The 17,028-nt window shown below is 70.8% G+C and carries 14 protein-coding genes; 7 read left to right on the forward strand and 7 right to left on the reverse strand.

Annotated elements, in window-relative coordinates:
* Positions 1-42: 42 nt before the first annotated feature.
* The 5 genes from ACWDUM_RS11185 to ACWDUM_RS11205 all read right to left on the reverse strand — a co-directional run bounded on the left by ACWDUM_RS11185 (position 43) and on the right by ACWDUM_RS11205 (position 10,135).
* Positions 43-3,372, reverse strand: a complete 3,330-nt coding sequence (locus ACWDUM_RS11185) for an arabinosyltransferase domain-containing protein (protein WP_450134017.1) — start codon at positions 3,370-3,372, stop codon at positions 43-45.
* A gap of 92 nt (positions 3,373-3,464) precedes the next feature.
* Positions 3,465-6,725, reverse strand: coding sequence for an arabinosyltransferase domain-containing protein (locus tag ACWDUM_RS11190; protein WP_450134018.1), 3,261 nt, complete (start codon positions 6,723-6,725; stop codon positions 3,465-3,467).
* A 463-nt stretch (positions 6,726-7,188) separates the two neighbouring features.
* A complete protein-coding gene (locus ACWDUM_RS11195; protein WP_450134019.1) occupies positions 7,189-8,967 on the reverse strand; it encodes a glycosyl transferase in 1,779 nt (592 codons plus the stop codon).
* Between the two features lie 103 nt (positions 8,968-9,070).
* Positions 9,071-9,469, reverse strand: a complete 399-nt coding sequence (locus ACWDUM_RS11200) for a DUF7144 family membrane protein (protein ID WP_450134020.1) — start codon at positions 9,467-9,469, stop codon at positions 9,071-9,073.
* A 396-nt stretch (positions 9,470-9,865) separates the two neighbouring features.
* Positions 9,866-10,135: a helix-turn-helix domain-containing protein gene (locus ACWDUM_RS11205; RefSeq protein WP_450116744.1), complete on the reverse strand. Its 270-nt coding sequence runs from the start codon at positions 10,133-10,135 to the stop codon at positions 9,866-9,868.
* A 46-nt stretch (positions 10,136-10,181) separates the two neighbouring features.
* On the opposite strand from ACWDUM_RS11205, the gene map reads away from it, so the two are divergent.
* The 3 genes from map to ACWDUM_RS11220 all read left to right on the forward strand — a co-directional run bounded on the left by map (position 10,182) and on the right by ACWDUM_RS11220 (position 12,644).
* Complete coding sequence (gene map / locus ACWDUM_RS11210; RefSeq protein ID WP_450134021.1) at positions 10,182-10,949, forward strand: type I methionyl aminopeptidase; 768 nt, start codon at positions 10,182-10,184, stop codon at positions 10,947-10,949.
* A gap of 70 nt (positions 10,950-11,019) precedes the next feature.
* Entirely contained in the window at positions 11,020-12,057 is a 1,038-nt protein-coding gene (locus ACWDUM_RS11215; RefSeq protein ID WP_450134022.1) for a sigma-70 family RNA polymerase sigma factor, read from the forward strand.
* Positions 12,054-12,644, forward strand: coding sequence for a TIGR03086 family metal-binding protein (locus tag ACWDUM_RS11220; RefSeq protein ID WP_450134023.1), 591 nt, complete (start codon positions 12,054-12,056; stop codon positions 12,642-12,644). Before ACWDUM_RS11215 ends, ACWDUM_RS11220 begins: the two co-directional genes overlap by 4 nt.
* 13 nt (positions 12,645-12,657) lie before the next feature.
* Here the strand turns inward: ACWDUM_RS11220 and ACWDUM_RS11225 are convergent, their stop codons facing one another.
* Positions 12,658-13,209, reverse strand: a complete 552-nt coding sequence (locus ACWDUM_RS11225) for a carboxymuconolactone decarboxylase family protein (RefSeq protein ID WP_450134024.1) — start codon at positions 13,207-13,209, stop codon at positions 12,658-12,660.
* 82 nt (positions 13,210-13,291) lie between these two features.
* Between ACWDUM_RS11225 and ACWDUM_RS11230 the strand changes: the two genes are divergently transcribed.
* The 4 genes from ACWDUM_RS11230 to ACWDUM_RS11245 all read left to right on the forward strand — a co-directional run bounded on the left by ACWDUM_RS11230 (position 13,292) and on the right by ACWDUM_RS11245 (position 16,167).
* On the forward strand, positions 13,292-13,762 hold the full coding sequence (locus ACWDUM_RS11230) for a MarR family winged helix-turn-helix transcriptional regulator (protein WP_450134025.1): 471 nt from the start codon (positions 13,292-13,294) through the stop codon (positions 13,760-13,762).
* Between the two features lie 120 nt (positions 13,763-13,882).
* Complete coding sequence (locus ACWDUM_RS11235) at positions 13,883-14,314, forward strand: DoxX family protein (protein ID WP_450134026.1); 432 nt, start codon at positions 13,883-13,885, stop codon at positions 14,312-14,314.
* 169 nt (positions 14,315-14,483) lie between these two features.
* Positions 14,484-14,684, forward strand: a complete 201-nt coding sequence (locus ACWDUM_RS11240; RefSeq protein ID WP_450134027.1) for a PspC domain-containing protein — start codon at positions 14,484-14,486, stop codon at positions 14,682-14,684.
* Positions 14,685-14,835: 151 nt separating this feature from the next.
* Positions 14,836-16,167, forward strand: a complete 1,332-nt coding sequence (locus tag ACWDUM_RS11245) for a lipase family protein (protein WP_450134028.1) — start codon at positions 14,836-14,838, stop codon at positions 16,165-16,167.
* Here the strand turns inward: ACWDUM_RS11245 and ACWDUM_RS11250 are convergent.
* Positions 16,113-16,913, reverse strand: coding sequence for an IclR family transcriptional regulator (locus tag ACWDUM_RS11250; RefSeq protein WP_450134029.1), 801 nt, complete (start codon positions 16,911-16,913; stop codon positions 16,113-16,115). The genes ACWDUM_RS11245 and ACWDUM_RS11250 overlap by 55 nt on opposite strands.
* Between the last annotated feature and the right edge of the window lie 115 nt (positions 16,914-17,028).

A 17,028-nucleotide genomic window follows, 5' to 3' on the forward strand; every position in this document is an offset into this window, starting at 1 on the left:
TGTGACATTAGGGAACTGGGCCGGTGGGGAGCCGGCTGACGGCTACTTGTAGACGCGCATCATGCCCGGGTTCCAGAAGCCGGAGCGGGTCACCTCGGTGGTGTCGATGGTGGCGGCGGTGGCGTCGGGGAAGTACGGGGTGTACCGCTCCAGCGCGCCCCAGTCGCGGCCCCAGTCGTCCTTCAGGTAGGTGGGGACGGTGGAGGCCTCGGCGAGCATCTCGGTCCAGCCGAGCGGGCCGCCGTTCTCCGCGGACTGCCAGGTGTCGGTGGAGCTGACGGCCAGCGGACGGTCCGGCAGGATGCGGAAGTTCGGCACCTCGGCGACGCCGTACTGGTGGTCGAACGGACGCTGGCACGGGAACTGCAGCCCGACCGCCCAGTCCAGCAGCACCGGCTGCTCGGACCCGATGTAGGTGTTCAGGGTCTGCAGCTTCGGTACGCGCGGCGGGGTGAACGCCAACCACTGGTCTCCGGAGAGGATGGGGTCGTTGGCGAGGATCCGGACGGCGTCGGTCTCGGCGGGCAGCTCGTCCAGCGGGATCCGCAGGTTCCGCCACGACGGGGCGGGACCGATGTCCTTGGGCAGGTAGTTGCCGAGGACGGTGACCGACCCGTCGGCCTCGCGGTGCCCGTACTCGAGGCGCAGCGACTGGCCGTAGGTGACCTCGCCGTCCTTGCTCTCGGACCAGATTCGGCCTGCGGCGGAGACGACCACCAGCGGGGCGTCCTCGCTGCGTGCGGGCAACGCGTACCAGCTCGACGTCAGCAGCGCGGGCTCCTGCACCCCGGACTGGTAGCTGCCGAGCACCGGTGTGGAGGCGGGGTCGAGGCCGAACGGCAGCTTCACCGTCGAACCGTTGACGCCCCGCGCCCCGGTGCCGCCCTCGGTGCCTGCACCGGCGCCGTTGACGAACGTCGCGCCGACCGACTGGTTGTCGGTGTTGGCCTGCCCCGGCTTGACCTCGGTGTAGTCGGCGGACAGGTCGGAGGGCACCCCGTTCGGTCCGAATCCGGTGGGGTTAACGCCGCCGAGCGGGTCGGCGACGGGGTTCGCCGGGTCGACGATCGGCTGCAGGCGCCCTGCGTTCGCGTCGGCCTCGGTGAGCACGTCGTCGGCGAGACCGCAGGGGGATCCGGTGACGGCGTCGATGTTCGACCGGGCCAGCGAGTACGCCGGGTACTGCGCGACGGCACCCTTGACCAGCGAGAGCACCTCGAAGAGCACCATCAGGGCGGCGACGACGGTCAGCGGCATCGCGGCGAGCGCCTTGATGCGCCTGCCGCGGGTACCGGAGGCCTGGACCTCCTTGCCGATGAAGTCCTCACGGAAGTACTGCCAGGCGACGAGGACCACGGTCAGCAGGAACAGCGCCAGCAGGGCCGTGTTGACCTGGAACCCGGCGAGGGAGATGGTCTTGTCGAACCACGGGATGCCGTAGCTGGAGACGTACCACCAGCCGTTGATGCCGGAGAACGAGAACGCAAGCACCAGCAGCAGGCCGGCCGCGAACATGGTGCGGTTGCGCCGCGACCGCAGCGCCGTCGCCGACACCGCGACCGCGGTCAGTGCGCCGAGGGATCCGGCGATGCCGGCGTACGCCCCGAAGTGGTGGGTCCACTTGGTGGGGTTGAACATCATGAAGAAGACGGTGCCGAACACGATGCCGAGCAGTCGCCACGACGGCCCGACTGCGGCGCCGGGCACCCGCTTGCGGCGCAGCAGCACGAACAGGGTGGTGAACAGGCACAGCACCATCACCAGGAACGCGAACCGGCGGGCGACGGATCCGTCGACGGTCTGCACGAACAGGTAGTAGTAGCGGAGGAACTCCTCGTACCAGTGCAGGTTCGGACCGATCAGGGTGCGCACCCGGGTGGCTTCCCGGACCGCGGCGTAGGTCTGGTCGGCGAAGACCGCGATCAACACGATCGCGCCGGAGGCGAGGAGCGGGGCGACCAGCGGCCAGGTGCCCACGCGGCGGTGCCTGCGGACGAGGATGCGGATCATCGGGCGGGCGCCGGCGAGAAGTGCGGCGACACACATCAGGCCGGTGGGGGCGGCGCCGAGCGAGAACGCGGCGATGATGACCGCGACCGCGGCGGGCAGCAGGCGACCGGTGGCGATGGCGCGTTCGACGGAGCACCAGGTCAGCAGGGCGCCGAGCGCGACGATCGGCTCGGGGCGCAGGCCGTTGTTGTAGGGCAGCCAGAAGGCGAGGAACACCAGCCCGCCGGTCCACACCGCGGCCTGGTTGAGGCGGACGGCGCGACCGAGGCGGGGGATCACCTCGCGGCTGATGACAAGCCAGCACAGGATGCCTGCGATCAGCGCGGGCAGCCGCATCCACGGGCTGGCGGTGGAGACCTTCGCCATCGCGGCGAGCACGTCGTAGTACCACCCGAACGGCGCCTCGGGGACGCCGAACCAACGGAAGTAGTTGGCCATGTATCCGGAGTGCTCGGACACCCGGGCCATGCTGAGCAGGTACCCGTCGTCGGAGGTGTTGGCGCCGACGAAGTGCCACACCAGCAGGGTGCCGACGACGACGCCGTCGAGGGGACGCACCCGCCACCAGTGCGGCGGGAAGAAGCGCCGGGCGCGCCGTCCGTCGATGCCGTCCAGGCGGTGCAGTGCGACGAGCGAAACGATGGTCAGGAGCGCTGCCAGCACCATCGTCATCAGCTTCAGCACGGTCGGGCTGGATGAGAAGCGGGAGTCGATGTTCGCCGTCAGCGACAGGTTCGCGGTGGCGTCGCCCTGCAGGTCGGTGAACACGCCGACGATCTGCGGGCGCTCGTCCCCGGTGATGGTGCCGGTGACGGGCTGCCCGTCCACGGTCAGGCCGTCGAACGTCGCGGTGGTGCCGGTGATGTCGGAGACGATGGTGATCGCCGAGCAGTTTCCGGCTTCGACGGCGTCGCGTGGCGCGGACGCGACCACGGCGTTGCGGTTGACGACGTCGACGCTGGATGCGGTCACCCGCACCAGCAGGGCATTCAGCGGGGCGCCGGTCCCGTCGGGCGGGGCGGTGCCGAGCAGCAGGCCACCGGAGGTGGGGAGGTCCCCGACCAGGCGGCACGGGATCGAGGCGGTCAGGTCGATCGGGACCTGCGCCATCAGGGGTGCGTCGACGCTGCCGACGGTGCCGGCCTGCGGCCAGTTCAGCGTGGCCGCGGTCTGCTTGACCGGCAGGAACGGGGTCGCCACGGCGAACACGAACCCGAGCAGACCCGCGACGATCGCGATCAGCCGGGCGGTCCGGTACTGGGTTCGCGGATCGGGCGAAGGTGCTGGCGCGGGCGCGGGCGCGGTGGCTGTCAGAGCGTCGGACACGGTTGTCGATGGTATGACAGCAACCTGAGTCGCCATCACAGCATCGACGATGCGACTTTTGCCGGGTTCCGTAATGTCACATCGGGGGTCACCAAGATCGCCGATGTGACATTACGGAACCTCCGGGCCTATCGGGCGGCGATCGGGCCCGGCGACCACAGCCCGGACCGCGTCACCGTCTCGGTGTCGATGGTGGCTGTGGTCGCGGACGGGTCCAGCGGCGTGTACCGCTCGAGCGAACCCCAGTCCCTGGCCCAGTCGTGGTTCAGGTAGCTGGGCATGGTCTGCGCGGCCAGCAGCAGGTTCACCCAGCCGAGCGGGCCGCCGCCGACCTTGTCCTGCCAGGCGTTGGTGGAGTCGGCGCCGACCCGGTCGGGCAGGATCCGGAACTCGGGCACCTCGGCGACGCCGTACCGGTGGTCGAACGGGCGCTGGCACGGGAAGGACAGGCCGACGGACCAGTCAAGCAGCACCGGGGCCTGCGAGCCGACGACGTCCTGGAGGGTCCGGGTCTGCGGGACCCGCGGCGGGGTGACCGCCAGCCACTGTTTCGGGGTGAGGTCGTGGTCGTCGGCGACGAGGCGGACCGCGTCGGCGTCGGCGGGAATCAGGTCCATCGGCACCCGCAGGTTCCGCCACGAGGGGGACGGGCCGATGTCGATCGGGGCGATCGCGCCGCCCACCTCGACGTCGCCGCCGGCGGTGCGGGTGCCGTACTCGACGCGGAGGTCCTGGCCGTAGGTGACGATGCCGTCGGGGTCGACGTACCGGATCCGTCCGGCCGCGGTGACCACCAGCAGGGGAGCGTCCGCGCTGCGGGCAGGCAGTGCGTACCAGCCGCTGGTCAGATGGGCGGGCTGGTCGCTGCCGGAACTGCCGAGGACCGGGGTGGTGGCGGGGTCGAGGCCGAACGGCAATGCGACCGAACTGCCGTTGACGCCCATGGTCCCGGTGCCGCCGCCGGTCCCGGCCGAGGTGCCGGTGTCGGTGGTGGTGGAAGCGGTGTCGAGGGTGTTGGCGCCGCCGACCGCCTTGTTCTCCTCGTCGGCGGTCAGGTCGACGGGCACCCCGTTGGGGGTGAATCCGGTGTTCTCGCCGCCGCCGAGCGGGTCGGGGCCGGGGGTGAGCGGGGTCAGCATGCCCGCGTTGGCGTCGGGTTCGATCAGCACGTCGTTCGCGAGCGCACAGGTGTCGCCCGTGAGGGTGTCGAGGTTGGAGCGGGCCACCGAGTACGCCGGGTACTGGGCGACCGCCGCCTTGGCCAGCGAGAGCACCTCGACCAGCACGATGAACGCCGCGGCGACGGTCAGCGGGGACGCGATCAGGGTGCGCAGCCCGGGCCGCACCGGTTCCTCCGGGCCGCGGTACGGCTCGCGCAGGTGCTGCCAGCCGGCGTAGAGCAACGTCAGGACGCTCAGCGCCAGGAACGCGGTGGAGAACGGTTTGCCGCTGATCGACGGGGCCTTGTCCCACCACGGGACGCCGTAGCTGGAGACGTACCACCAGCCGTTCGAGCCGGTGAACGCCAACGCGAGCAGGAACAGCACGCCCGACGCGAACAGGGCCCGGTTGCGGCGCGAGCGGGCGGTGGCGGCGGCGATCCCGACCGCGGTGACCGCGGCGATCGACCCGGCCAGGCCGGCGTACACGCCGAAGTGGTGGGTCCACTTGGTCGGCGTCGACATCATCAGCAGCAGCGAGACGAAGACGATGCCGAGGATGCGGCGCGACGGGCCCGCCGCGGTACCGGGGATCCGACCGCGGCCGCGCAGCAGCAGCATCGCGCACACGATCAGACACAGGATCATGGCGAACACGCCGAAGCGGCGGGCGAGGGAACCGTCGGGGGAGACGTTCAGCAATGCCTCGTACCGCTGGTATTCGCCGAACCAGGACACGTTCGGTCCGATGGCGGTGCGGACCTTGATCGCCTCGAGCACGCCCGCGAGGGTCTGGTCGGCGAAGATCGCGATCAGCACGACTGTGCCTGCCGCGAGGATCGGCGCGAGCAGCGCGGCCACGCCGACGATGCGGGCGCGGGTGACGACGAGCTGCACGAGCGGACGCAGGCTGACGATCAGCGCGGCGACGGCGATGACACCGGTCGGACCGGCGGCCAGGGAGAACGCCGCGATCAGCACGCCGACGGCGGCGGGCAGCATCCGGCCGGTGGCGATGGCCCGTTCGATCGAGCACCAGGTAAGCAGGGCGCCGAGCGCGATCACCGGTTCGGGGCGCAGGCCGTTGTCGAACGGCAGCCAGAACGAGAGGAACACCAGACCGGCGGTCCACACGGCGATCCGGTTGCGCCGCACCGCGCGACCGAGGCGGGGGATCACCTCGCGGCTGATCACCATCCAGCACAGGATCCCGGCGATCAGCGCGGGCAGCCGCATCCAGGTGCTGGCCGTGCCGATCTTCGCCATCGCGGCGAGGACGTCGTAGTACCAGCCGAACGGCGCCTCCGAGACTCCGAACCAGCGGTAGTAGTTGGCCATGTAGCCGGAGTGTTCGGACGCGCGGGCCATGGTCAGCAGGTAGCCGTCGTCGGAGGTGTTGGCGCCGATGAAGTGCCAGACGATCAGGGTGCCGACCACGACGGCGTCGACGCCGGTGAACCGCAGCCAGTGCCGCGGCAGGAAGCGGCGGGCGCGGCGGCCGTCGGTCAGGTCGAGGCGGTGCAACGCGGCCAGCGACAGCAGCGTCGCGAGTACCCCGACGATCATCGCGAGGACCTTGAACGCGGTCGGGCTGGACGAGAACCGGGAGTCGAGGTCGGCGCGGACCTCGAGGCCGGCCGGCGCGGGCCCCTGCAGGTCGGTGAAGAGGCCGACCATCTGGGGTCGCTCGTCGCCGGTGAGTTCGGCGGTGACCGGGGCCCGGCCGTCGGCGGCCTCGAGCCCGGCGAACGTCGCGGTGGTGAGCTCGGCGTCGGAGTGCACCACGAGGGCGGTGCAGCCGGTCATGTCGGCGAGCGGGGCGGCGATCAGCCGGCCGCCGCGCAGGACCACCGAGACGGTGCGGTCGGCGTCCGACCCGACGGTGACGTCCAGCCCGGCCGCGTCGGCGTCGGGGGCGTCCTTCGGGACGGTGGACACGACGGTGCCGACGTCGCCTGGCACGTCCGCGATGACGGGGCAGGGGATGTGGATGTCGAGGGTCAGCGGTTCGTAGCCGACGAGCGGCGCCTCGACGCCGGTGAGGGTGCCGTTCTGCGGCCACGACACGCTGGCGGCCTGCTGGGAGACCGGAAGCAGCGGGGTCGCGACCGCGAGGAGGAAGCCGACCAGTCCGGCGACGACGGCGATCAGGCGCGTGGTGCGGGAGGCGCGATGATCGGGGACCGGCTGGGACGTGAGGGCGGCGGGGGCGTCGGACTCGGCGGGCACAAGGACCGATCGTATGGGATGGATTTCGGTGCATCGGCGAGCCCGGCGCCCCCGCGGACCCGGCCTGTCGAACCTTCGCCCACACACGCCGCCGCCGGTGGTGCGGGAGGGCCGCACCACCGGCGGTGATCCCGGGCCGGGGCGATCGTTGCGAGGGAGCGGTTCCCGACCCGATGGGTTCAGGACTCGAAGTGGAAACCTCCTCCGCCCTCACCACCGGCGCCGCCGCCGGCTTCGCTACCGAAGCTCGGGCCGAGCATCGACGCGATCAGCGAGAACATGGTCGTAAACGACATGAGCGCTCCTGGTATCCGTGGACCGGCACCGGTCGGTGCCCTGCCGTCATTCGACCCGGCGAGGGCGGTATCCGGTGCCGATTCGCGGGCGGTTAGGGGACGGTTGGGGGCGAGTCGGACATCCCCGATCCCCTAGTCGATCCCCCTGTCCGGCGGGCCGCTCGGCGTCAGGCCCGGACCAGGGCCCGCACGTCCCACACCCACACGTCGTCGGCGCGGTGCCCGGGGTCGCGGAGCAGTTCCTGCGCGGTCACGCGCAGGGCACGTTCGTTGCCGCCGTGCGGCAGCACCACCACGTCGGCCCGCCAGAACTGCAGGTCGGTGACGGCCTGCGCGCGCATCGCGTCGGTGATGTTCGGGACCGTCCCGGTCTGCTGCACCTGCCCGAGCAGTTGCGCGGTGGGCCGGTCGTCCGGCCCGTACTTGGCCTTCTTGTCGGGGCCGACCGGTCCGACGAAGTAGCCGCCGGCGAGCGGGAATCCGAAGTCGGCCTCGACCTGCCAGCTCAGGGCCCGGGCGTCCTCGGGGCGGGGCAGGGGGACGGTGACGACCGAGCCGTTCCCGACGTACTGGCGCCAACCGCCGTCGGCGAAGAACTGCGGTGCCGCGGCGCGTTGGACCGCGTTCAGCGGCAACGGGGTCAGCGGGAGCAGCGCCACCACGAGCGCCACGGTCCAGGGGATCAGCGTGGCCCGTTCCCGCCGGGCCCGGTCGACGGTCAGTGCCAGCAGCAGTGCGATCGCCGGGATCGCGCCCATCGCGAAGCGGGTCTCGAGCACCGACTCGAACAGTGGCAGCCGTTCGAGCCACGACCACGGCAGGTCGACGCCCGTCCGGTCGCGTCCGACGGTCAGTTCGGCGCCGAGCGAGAGCACGCACATCAGGGCGACGGTGACGGCGGCGGCGCGCGCGACGACGACCCGGCGCAGCCACACCGCGGCGGCGAGGGTGACGACCAGCAGTGGCCACCCGAAGTAGGCGTTCTCCTCGGTGCCGTTGATCGCGACGTCCTGGCCTGGTGTGACGTGTCCACCGACGGACTGCCGCGGGAACTGCAGCAGCGCCTTGAGGTCGTTGCCCATCGGGCCGTGGTCGATGAACCGGTAGCTCTGCGGGCCGAAGAACTGCCACCACAGTGGGCCCGCGGTCAGCAGCAGCGCGATCAGCGCGGCGAGCAGCAGTGGTTTCGTGGCGTTGCGGACGGCCGGGACGATCAGTCGCGGGCGGAACGCGAAGTACGCGGCGGTGAACACCCCGAAGGTCACCGCGGTGATCAGCAGCGGTTCCTCGCCTAGCGCGATCTGCATCGCGACCAGCAGTCCCAGCCAGCAGGCGGTGCGCATGCCCGCGCCGCGGGACAGCCGGATCACGCACCCGAGGATCACCGGAAGCAGTGGCAGGACCACGAAGTTCGGGTGCCCGTTGGCGTGGGAGATCATCGCAGGCGCGAACCCGCAGATCAGACCGCCGACGGTCGCGGCGATCCGGGACACCTCCGCGTACCGGCGCAGGAACCAGTACCAGGCGTACGAGGTGGACGCGAGCCCGACCGTGAGGACCAGCGTCCAGGTGACGGTCGGCCCGAACACCAGGGTGATCGGGGCGAGCGGGACGCTGACCCCGAACATCGCCGTGTTGGCCATCAGGTTCACGCCCTGCGGATAGTTCTGCAGAACCGAGCCGAGTGGGTTGTCGAGGTGGGTGATGGAGCGGGCGGCGAGCGCGAAGAACCACTCCCACATCCGCTGGTCCTGGCCGCTGCCGGTCAGGTACCCGGACGCCGGCAGGCGCCACTGGTTCCACATGACGTACACCGCGAGTGCGGCGAATCCGCCCGCGACCAGCACGTCGGGACGTGCCGGACGCAGCCGTCGGCGTGCGGGCGCGGTCGCGGTCCCGGGGTGAGGGTCCGCGACCGTCGAGGGTGCGTCCGCTGGTACTGCCATTCACCATTCCCGTCGATCGGTCCGGTCGGGTTGCCGACCGGTCACGGTACCGACCGACGCTGGGAATCGCCTGCGGGTGGAAGCGCGGGGGTGGTTTCCGCCGTCAGACCCGCACCGGGCGCCAGGTGGAGACTGCCCAGATCACCACGATGTCGATGGCGATGATGAGGATCGACCACCACGGGTAGTACGGGATCCACAGGAAGTTGGCGATGATGGAGATCGCGGCGACCACGATCGCGGCGACCCGCGCCCACGTCGCCCCGGTGAACAGTGCGAGGCCGACCAGCGCGACGATCGCGCCGAGCACGATGTGCACCCATCCCCACGTGGTCAGATCGAACTTGTAGACGTAGTCGATGCCGACCACGAACATTTCGTCCTCGGCGACCGCGGCAATGCCCTGGAGGACCTGGATGACGCCCACTGTCACCAGGAGAATGGCCGCCCCGATCGAGGTGCCTGTCGCAATTTCCTGCTTGACCGACGAGTCCGCGGCCATGGCTGTCCCCTTTCGTGCAAGAGGTTCGTCACGCTGTCCGGTGCGCCCATTGTCCGCCGATCCGTACACCGTCAGGGGCTGTTTCCGGAATCGGGTACCTGGTCGTTATCAATTGGGTAGGGCACACCTCTGCCGCACCTCCTACTACGCGATCCGAAGCGCCAGGGAGTGGGCGGACGGTCGCCTCGACGGAGGTCGGTGCCGGATGACGCCGACGCCCACCGCCGTCGACGGCGGCACCGATCATGCGCTGGAACCGGTCAACCTGCGTGGGGGCAGGTGTCGGGCGCGCTCGCCGGACGCTGCGACGGCGAGTTCGTCGACGACCGCGACGGGGCGTTCACCGCCGAGCAGACGCTCTTCCCGAACGGGCGCTGATCCCGCCGCTCCGTCTGGTCACGACGCGATGTCGCGCGCGGACGGTGGGTCGGCGAGGGCGTCGGCGACCCGGTCCAGGGACAGGTCGAGGACCCGGGCGAGGGCGGAGACGGTGAAGAACGCGGGCGTCGCGATCCGGCCGGTCTCGATCTTGCGCAGGGTTTCGACGGAGATGCCGGCCTCGGCGGCGACGTCGACCATGCTGGCCGGACCGCGCGCCGAGCGCAGCAGTTCGCCGAGTCGTCGGCCCCGTTCGATCTCCTCCGCCGTCAGCGGCACGCGCACCATGTGCCTATAGTAATACCGGTATTGTTATTCGTATCGGGAGGTTGCAGTGGTCGAGTTGAAGTCGCCGGGGGAGATCGCCGCCATGCGAGAGGCGGGGAGGGTCGTCGCCTCGGCACTCGCCGCCGCCCGCGCCGTCGCTGCGGTCGGCGTGAGCCTGCGCGAGCTCGACGATGCCGCGGCCGCGGTCATCTCCGATGCCGGGGCGCGGCCGGCGTTCCTCGGCTACCGGCCCGAATGGGCGCCGAGCCGGTTCCCCGGCGTGGTGTGCGTGAGCGTCAACGACGCCGTCGTGCACGGGATCCCGACGGACGCGCGGCTCGCCGACGGTGATCTCGTCAGCCTCGACTGCGGCGCGTACCTCGACGGATGGTGCGGAGACTCGGCGATCAGCTTCGTGGTGGGCGCCGCCGACCCGGAGGACCTGAGCCTGATCGCGGACACGGAGACGGCGCTCGAACGAGGGATCGCCGCGGCGCTCGCCGGTAATCGGATCGGCGACATCGCCGCCGCGATCGGCTCGTACGCCCGCGCCCGCGGTCGTGGGCTGCTCGCGGACCACGGCGGCCACGGCATCGGCCGCGCCATGCACGAGGATCCGGACGTGCCGAACGAGGGGCGCGCCGGTCGCGGCATGCGGCTGCGTCCCGGGCTGGTGCTCGCGATCGAACCCATGCTCATCGGCGGCGGTGCCGACGACTATCGGCACGACCCCGACGGGTGGACGCTGCGCACCCTCGGCGGTTCGCGGGCGGCGCACTGCGAGCACACCATCGCGGTCACCGAGGATGGACCGGTGGTGCTGACCGCGGCCTGACTCGCTGCGATGAGTTTCGCCGCGCCCGCGGGTCTGTACTCCGACGACCGATCACGGAAGGGTGGGGCGCATGACTGGGTGGGATACGAGTGGAAGCGTTGTCAGAGAAGAGTTCGCCCCGCAGGCGGAGCAGTATCGGCGGGAGCTGCTCGCGCACTGTTACCGGATGTCGGGGTCGGTGCACGAGGCGGAGGACCTGGTGCAGGAGACCTACCTCAAGGCGTGGCGCGCGTACGACAAGTTCGAGGGGCGCTCGTCGCTGCGTACCTGGCTGTACCGGATCGCGACGACCACGTGTCTGACCGCGCTGGAGTCGAAGGGCCGGCGGCCGTTGCCGACCGGGCTCGGCGCACCGAGTTCCGACCCGGTCGACGACCTCGTCACCCGCGAGGAGGTGCCCTGGCTCGAACCGATCCCGGACGAGATGCTCGGGGTCGCGGCGTCCGATCCGGCCACGGTCGCGACCTCACGTGAAAGCCTGCGGCTGGCGCTGATCGCGTCGCTGCAGTTCCTGCCGCCCAAGCAGCGGGCGGTGCTGATCCTGCGGGAGGTGCTGGCCTGGCCGGCCGCCGATGTCGCGGAACTGCTCGACACCAGCACCGCCGCCGTCAACAGTGCGCTGCAGCGGGCCCGGGCGCAGATCGCGCAGGCATCCCCGACCGAGGACGCGGTCGTCGAACCCGTGGAGCCCGAGCAGCGCGCGCTGCTCGACAAGTACATGGCCGCGTTCGAGAACTACGACATGGCCGCGCTGACGGAGCTGTTCACCCAGGACGCGGTGTGGGAGATGCCGCCGTTCGTCGGCTGGTACCAGGGTCCGGCGGCGATCCGCAGCCTCATCGAGAACAACTGTCCCGCAAACGGTGCCGGCGACATGCGGCTGGTGCCGACGGTGTCGAACGGGCAGCCGGCGTTCGGTCTGTACATGCGCGGCGAGGACGGGGTGCACCGCGCCTTCCAGTTGCAGGTGGTCTCGCTCGGGCCGTCCGGGATCGGGCACGTGACGGTGTTCTTCGACCTGTCGCTGTTCGCGAAGTTCGGGTTGCCGGACACGCTGCCCGGTAGCGCCGGGGAGACGCTGCCCCCGATCTCGAATCCGGCGACATGACGGCCGGGCAGATCGCCCGACCGCTCGCGGACCCGGTCGCGCTGCTCGAGTGCGCGGTTCGGTACACGGAGGGGAGCCTGGCGCTGGTGAGGGCGTCCGATCTGTCGCGTCCGACCCCGTGCTCGGAGTGGAATCTGCGGGATCTGTTGGGGCACATGAACGAGTCGCTCGTGGTCCTCGAGGAGGCGGTGCTGGACCGGGCGGTGGTGCTGCATCCCGCCGCCGCGCCCGACCTCTCGGCCGATCCCGTTGCCGCGCTGCAGCATCGGGCCTGCCGGATGGTGAGGTCATGGGCACGGTCGAGGGATCGCGGTGACATCCGGGTCGGTGGCGCCCCCCTATCCTCCGATTTCGCCGCCGCGGCGGGGGCGCTGGAGGTCGCGGTGCACGGGTGGGATGTCGCGCAGGCGGTCGGAAGGCACCGGCCGTTCCCTCTCGATCTGGCCCTCGAACTGCATTCCTGCGCAGACATTTTCGTGACCGATGCGGACCGGCCCGCGCGCTTCGCCGCACCGGTCCCGGTGCCGCCGTGGGCGGGACCGGGGGAGCGGCTGGTCGCCCGGCTCGGCCGCGTCGGAGACCGCTGACGCCGCGGCCGGGTCAGGCGGCGCCGTCCCAGGCGAACGGGATGAGCGCCGCGTCCAGCGGTGCGTCCGTCATCCGGTTGGCGAAGGTGGACAGGGTGAAGGTGCCGACGCCGAGCACCACCTCGAGCGCGTTGCGGCTGGTGAAGCCTTGGGAGGCAAACGCGCTCGTCTGTGCGTCGGAGACGGCGCCGCCGGTGTCAAGCACCGCGACCGTGAACGTGCGCAGTGCCTCGAGGCGCGGCTCGTGCAGGGCGGAGCCGGAGCGGAGGGCAGCGATCATCTCGGTTGGCGTCCCGCTGCGCGCGAGGGCCGCGGAGTGCATCGCGACGCACACGTGGCATTCGTTGCGGGTCGCGATCGTGAGTACGACCACCTCGCGTTCGAGCGGGGTGAGGGTGCTCTTCTCGAACAGGGCGTTCGACCGGGTGAATGCCCGCAGCAGTTCCGGCGACTCGGCCATCAGCGCGACGGGTGCGGGCAGGTACCCGAGATTGTCCGCGATCGTCTTGATGACGGGGCGGGCGGCGGCGGGGGCGGTCTCGAGGTCGTGCGCGTGGAATGTCACGGGGAGCTCCTCCGAGCTAGTATCGACAACATGGTTGTCCAAACAGTAAACCTGGTTGTCGATATCCCGCAAGGGTTGCGCCATGCCTGAGCGGGAACGCCCGGGCTTCGAGCTGCCCTTCCTGCTGTTCGCCGGGTTTCGGTCCCTCATCGACGAGACGCACCGTCGGCTCGTGGACCAGGGGCATCCGGACCTCCGGCCCGCGCACGGGTTCGCCATGCAGGCCGTCGGCCTCGACGGGGTGAGTGCCAGTGAGCTGGGGCGACGGCTCGGCGTCTCCAAGCAGGCGGCCGGCAAGACCGTCGACCGGCTCGAGGCTCTGGGATACGTTGCACGACAGCCGGATCCGTCCGACGCGCGCGCCAAGGTGGTGGTGCTGACCGAACGCGGGGTCGACAGCCTGCGTCGGTCGGCCGAGATCTTCGAGCAACTGCGGGCGGACTGGGCCTCGGTGATCGGCGCGGACAGGGTGCGCCAACTCGAGGACGATCTGGGTGCCGTCACCGCCGGGCAGGGTTTCCGGCTGGACGCGCAGGCGTGGTTCGGCGGATAGCGCCCTCCGGCGATGAGTTTCGGGGCGGGTTCCGGTCTACCTGGGCAACGGCTTCGCGCATCCCGCGCGGAGCGCCCGGCGGCGGTGCCGTCGATGCCACACCGAACCGAGGAGTCAGCCATGACCGCCACCCCGATCACCGTCGCCACCCCGGCCGGCGCGACCCCCACGGTGTCGCCGAGGACGCGCATCGCCGGCCTCGTCGTCACCGCACTGGTGGTGGCGTTCCTGCTGTTCGACGCCGTCATCCACCTCGCGAACATCGCGCCGGTTCGCGACTCTATGGTCGAGTACGGCTTCCCCGACTACGCGCCGTACGTGATGGGCATCGTGATGCTGGTGTGCCTGGCGCTGTACCTGCTCCCGGTGACGTCGATCCTCGGTGCGGTGCTGCTCACCGGCTACCTCGGTGGCGCGGTGGCCTGCAACATCCTCACCGAGCAGCCGCTGCTGAGCACGATCCTGTCCCCGGTCTACGTCGGAATCCTGGTGTGGGGCGGGCTGTTCCTGCGCGACGCGGAGGTCCGGCGGATCATGCCGCTGCGCCGCTGACGCCGACCACCTCCCGGCTGAAGGTCACCTTCGTGCGGATCGGCCGCACGAAGGTGACCTTCAGTCATTCGGCCCGGGGATGGGGGGTCTGGGTGGGGGTGAAAGATCAGGGTTCGGATCAGGGCGTCACCCGATGTGCCGACCCGCCGCCGAACGGCAGGCTGAACGCATGACATTCGACAGCAACGCTCCCAAGATCTTCGCTCGCTCCTCGTCGCAGCGCATGCTCGGCGGCGTGTGCGGCGGCATCGCCGAGTACTTCGGCATCGACGCCAACCTGGTTCGTGCCGGCGCGCTGGTCGCCGCCTTCGCCACCGGCGGCACCGCAGTGCTCGTGTACCTCGCCCTGTGGATGCTGCTGCCCGCCTGAAATCCCCGCCTCCGGGAACCCCCTTGTCTGGGTGTGGGCGGGACACCGCCCGTTTGTTACTCTCCGGTAGCTCAAGTGTGACGGGCGCGACAACGCGGTGATCGCATCGTGGCCCTCACAACCGGAATCTCAGGCACAGGGGGAGAACGCGATGGTGACGACGTGTGAAGGGGGACGCCGGCACCGGCGGTTGCGGCGGCTTCGCCCCGTCGCGGTGGCAGCGGTGATCGCCTGCCTGGGCAGTGCGGTCGGCGCGTTCGGCGGCACGGCCTCGGCCGAGCCGGTGAGCGGCTTCTACCTCCCCCCGGACCGGTTCGACACCACCCCGGGCGCGGTGATCAAGGAGCAGCCGTTGCCCGTGTTCGCGACCGTCCCCGGCGCCGACGGCGGCTGGCCGGCCGCGGGTAGGCAGGTCCTGTACACCTCACGCAAGCAGGACGGGTCGCCGGTCGCCGTGAGCGGCACGTACCTCGACGCCACCCACCCGTGGCAGGGCCCCGGCGAGCGCCCCACGGTCGTGATCGCACCGGGCACCGCGGGCCAGGGCGACCACTGCGCCATGTCCGCCGCCTTCGCCACCGGTGTGTACGCCGACCCGGGCAAGCTCTCGATGTCCGCGAACCAGGAAGCGATCGCCGCCGCCGCGTGGACGGCCGCAGGCGCGCGGGTGTTCGTCACCGACCACATCGGACTCGGCACGCCGGGCATCCACACCTACGTCAACCGGGTCGAGGCGGCCCACGGCGTCCTGGACGCGGCCCGCGCCGCCACCAACCTCGCTGGTGATCCGAACGCGCCGGTGGTGTTCTGGGGTTACTCCCAGGGTGGCGGCGCCACCGCCGCCGCGGCCGAGTTGCAGCCGAGCTACGCGCCGGAACTCAACCTCAAGGGCACCTGGGCCGGCGGTCCGACCGCGGACCTCGTGCAGGTGCTCGCCCAGGTCGACGGCGCGCTGATCGGCGGTGTCATCGCCTTCGCGATCAACGGTTTCGTCGACCGCAATCCCGAGCTGGCACCGTTCGTCGACCAGATCCTCAACCCGCAGGGTCGTGCACTGCTCAGCGAACTTGCCGACGCCTGCATCGCCGACGTCATCTTCAAGCATCCGTTCCTGCGCACCGACACCCTCACCGTCGACGGGCGGCCGGTCCTCGACCACATGCGGGAGAGCCCGGAGATCGTCGCGGTGCTCGACGAGCAGCGGATCGGGCGGCTGGCCCCGACGACCCCCGTCCTGATCACCAGCGGCCTCAACGACGACACCGTCCCGTACGGGCAGGCGCGACAGCTCGCCGCCGACTGGTGCGATCAGGGCGCGACGGTCACCTTCCGCACCAACGGATTGCCGCCGATCCTGCCGGGAGCGACGCTGCCCAACCACTTCGGCCCGCTGCTGATCGACGGCTACGGCACGAACAACGCCATCACCTATCTGTTCGACCGGCTGGCCGACAAGCCGCTGGTCGGCTGCTCCTTCGACTGAGTCGACTGCGGCGCCTGTGCGCGCTTCTGGTGGCCGGAGCCACTGGAAGCGCGCACAGGCGCGAAGCGCCGCCAGATCTGGGCGGCCGCGGTCTGCGCGGACAGCAGGACCTGCTTGTCGTCGATCTTCGCGGCCGGACCGAAGACGGAGAGGGCGGCAGCGGATTCCGCACGGTCGACCGGACCGATCGGTATCGCAACGCAGCTGAACCCCTTCAGGCACTTCTCCCGCCCGTACGCGATCCGCAACTCGCGCACCCGGTGGACATCCGGTGACTCCTCGGGTATGGAACCGGCAACGGCGAGCAGCGCCGTGCCGATGGTCGACGACCGTGCGGGAAGCCGGCCGCCGACGTGTGAGCGGACGCTGGGGGTGAACTCCCCGCCGACCTTCTCGAGGTAGACCACCTCCGGTCCGTCGAGCACGCCCAGGTGCACGATGCACCCGGTCCGGTGGTGCAGCCAGTGCAGGCTGGGCAGCGCGGCGCGGCGTAGCGAGTTCTGCTGCGCGGCGACGGCCCCCAACTCGATCATGCGCATGCCCAGCTGGTAGTCCATTCCGTGCCGGTGCACCCAGCGCAGCGCGACCAGCTGCTCCAACGCACGATGAACCGACGTTCGGGGGAGCCCCGTGGCGGCGACGATCTGCGACAGGTTCAGCCGGCCACCGCCGGTGAACGCGTCGAGGATCAGGGCCGCGCGCTGCAGAGTCCCGGTCGGGCCCTCGTCAGACGTGTGCGGTGGCATCGGTTCCTCCTCGCCTCGTCGGTGGGTTGGTGCATCGCACCGCGCAGACGCCGATTCTTCCGCACACCGGAAACGGGCCTGTCGGCTGCAACGCGGGTTGCGCTGTACTGGCGTT

Source organism: Rhodococcus sp. NPDC003322 (assembly GCF_053589555.1).

Coding starts and splice junctions, on each gene's coding strand:
- ACWDUM_RS11185 (WP_450134017.1), bottom strand. CDS start 3,372: ATGGCGACTCAGGTTGCTGTCATACCATCGACAACCGTGTCCGACGCT.
- ACWDUM_RS11245 (WP_450134028.1), top strand. CDS start 14,836: ATGGTGACGACGTGTGAAGGGGGACGCCGGCACCGGCGGTTGCGGCGG.
- ACWDUM_RS11205 (WP_450116744.1), bottom strand. CDS start 10,135: ATGGTGCGCGTGCCGCTGACGGCGGAGGAGATCGAACGGGGCCGACGA.
- ACWDUM_RS11220 (WP_450134023.1), top strand. CDS start 12,054: ATGACGGCCGGGCAGATCGCCCGACCGCTCGCGGACCCGGTCGCGCTG.
- ACWDUM_RS11250 (WP_450134029.1), bottom strand. CDS start 16,913: ATGCCACCGCACACGTCTGACGAGGGCCCGACCGGGACTCTGCAGCGC.
- ACWDUM_RS11215 (WP_450134022.1), top strand. CDS start 11,020: ATGACTGGGTGGGATACGAGTGGAAGCGTTGTCAGAGAAGAGTTCGCC.
- ACWDUM_RS11240 (WP_450134027.1), top strand. CDS start 14,484: ATGACATTCGACAGCAACGCTCCCAAGATCTTCGCTCGCTCCTCGTCG.
- ACWDUM_RS11230 (WP_450134025.1), top strand. CDS start 13,292: ATGCCTGAGCGGGAACGCCCGGGCTTCGAGCTGCCCTTCCTGCTGTTC.
- ACWDUM_RS11200 (WP_450134020.1), bottom strand. CDS start 9,469: ATGGCCGCGGACTCGTCGGTCAAGCAGGAAATTGCGACAGGCACCTCG.
- ACWDUM_RS11235 (WP_450134026.1), top strand. CDS start 13,883: ATGACCGCCACCCCGATCACCGTCGCCACCCCGGCCGGCGCGACCCCC.
- ACWDUM_RS11195 (WP_450134019.1), bottom strand. CDS start 8,967: ATGGCAGTACCAGCGGACGCACCCTCGACGGTCGCGGACCCTCACCCC.